The 1,671-nt window shown below is 72.7% G+C and carries 2 protein-coding genes and 1 pseudogene; 2 read left to right on the top strand and 1 reads right to left on the bottom strand.

The window, feature by feature from the left end:
- Positions 1-456: pseudogene (locus F8271_RS31235) on the bottom strand (hypothetical protein); the annotation flags it as partial.
- 149 nt (positions 457-605) lie between these two features.
- Between F8271_RS31235 and F8271_RS31230 the strand changes: the two are divergent.
- Positions 606-1,244 carry a TetR/AcrR family transcriptional regulator gene (locus F8271_RS31230; protein WP_151493365.1) on the top strand — a complete coding sequence of 213 codons (639 nt, stop codon included), beginning with the start codon at positions 606-608 and terminating at the stop codon, positions 1,242-1,244.
- Between the two features lie 64 nt (positions 1,245-1,308).
- Entirely contained in the window at positions 1,309-1,536 is a 228-nt protein-coding gene (locus tag F8271_RS31225) for a DUF3107 domain-containing protein (RefSeq protein WP_030329796.1), read from the top strand.
- The last annotated feature ends 135 nt before the right edge of the window (positions 1,537-1,671 follow it).

Raw genomic sequence — 1,671 nt, 5'->3', positions numbered from 1 at the left:
GGGGTCGCCGACGCTCTGCTCCGGCTGCGGCGCGGGACGTTGGGCGGGCACCACCAGCCGGTCGCCGGTCGCGGCGGGCCGGTCCTCGCCGTTCAGCCCGGGCGGGGCACTCACCGGCGCGGGACGACCCGCCGCGCCATTGGCCTCGGTGCCGACGTGGCGGACGCCGTTGGCGTGGTGGCCGTTGACACGGACCGGTGGCTCGGGGCCATCGGGCAGCCCGGCCAGGGGCGGTGGCAGGTCGCCGTGCCGCGCGGATGACGTACGCCACCCGGCCGCGGGGTCAGGTTGCCAGCGTGCCGCCTGCTCCGGGTCGTCCTCGCGCTCGGCGGCCCGGGACCACCCGCCCGACTGGGGCGCCCAACCGCCGCCGGAACGGCTCGGGTCGTCGTGCTGACCCGCTCCGTCACCGTGCTCTCCCGGGGTGGCGGCTCCGGGTTGCCCTGTTTCACTCACCGCGCGCTCCTTGGTCGCCCCCGCTGAGGCTACCGTGTGGCGACAGTGGCGATAAGTTACAGCGGCGGGCCATTTCCACAACGAGGGACACGGGCCTCGCCCGGTCTGGGGGAAAAATGCCGGCTCGTACGGAGAACTCGGAGGATCCCATGACCGCTGCGGGGAACAGCGCACAGACCGCCGGACGGCCTACCCGTCTGCCCCGGTCGGCGCGCCGTAAGCAGCTGCTCGCGGCGGCGCAGGAGGTGTTTGTCGCGCAGGGCTACCACGCCGCCGCGATGGACGACATCGCCGAACGGGCCGGGGTCTCCAAGCCCGTGCTCTACCAACATTTCCCCGGCAAGATGGATCTCTACCTGGCCCTGCTGGACACGCACTGTGACGCCATCGTCGCCAAAGTGCAGGACGCGATGCGCGGCACCATCGACAACAAGGAGCGGGTCGGCGCGTCGGTACGGGCGTACTTCGACTTCGTCGACCACGAGAGCGAGGCGTTCCGGCTCGTCTTCGAGTCGGACCTGCGCAACGACCCGGCGGTACGGCAGCGGGTGGAGCGGGTCGAGCAGGGCTGCATCGCGGCGATCACCGACACGATCATCTCCGACACCGGCGTGAGCCGGGCGCACGCGGAGCTGCTGGCCTCCGGGTTGGTCGGCGCCGCGGAGACGGCCGCCCAGTTCTGGCTGGCCGGCGGCCGGCAGGTGCCGAAGGCGGAGGCCGAGGCGTTGGTGGCCGCGCTGTCCTGGCGGGGCATCGCCAGCTTCCCGCTGCAAGGTGAGTCAGCCTGACCGCCGGCCCCGTGATCGGATAGCCTTCGCAGGGCGGTTCTTTCGCCCCAGTTGAGGAGGCACAGTGGAGGTCAAGATCGGCGTGCAGTACGCGCCGCGCGAGCTGGTTCTGGACAGCGCGCAGTCGCCGGCCGAGATCGAGCAGATCGTGACCGACGCCTTCGCCGGGAACGGCGGCACGCTCTCCCTGACCGACGAGAAGGGCCGGCGGGTCATCGTGCCGGTCGAGAAGGTCGCGTACGTCGAGATCGCCGAGGCGTCGCCCCGCGCGGTCGGTTTCACCGTCCGCTGACGGTCCGGCCGTCGCGGCAGGTCGGCGCAGTCCCACCTGCCGCGGGCCGGTGCCGCAGCTCGGCTGTTGAGGCCGGCGGCGGCCATCCGCGCGGTGTGCGCGGTGATCCCCCCGAACACCCCCGAACACCCCCGG

It is taken from the genome of Micromonospora sp. ALFpr18c (genome assembly GCF_008868155.1).
GTDB lineage: Bacteria > Actinomycetota > Actinomycetes > Mycobacteriales > Micromonosporaceae > Micromonospora.
Note: the sequence above shows the minus strand (reverse complement) of the source record. Positions and strands in the feature narration are given on the sequence as shown.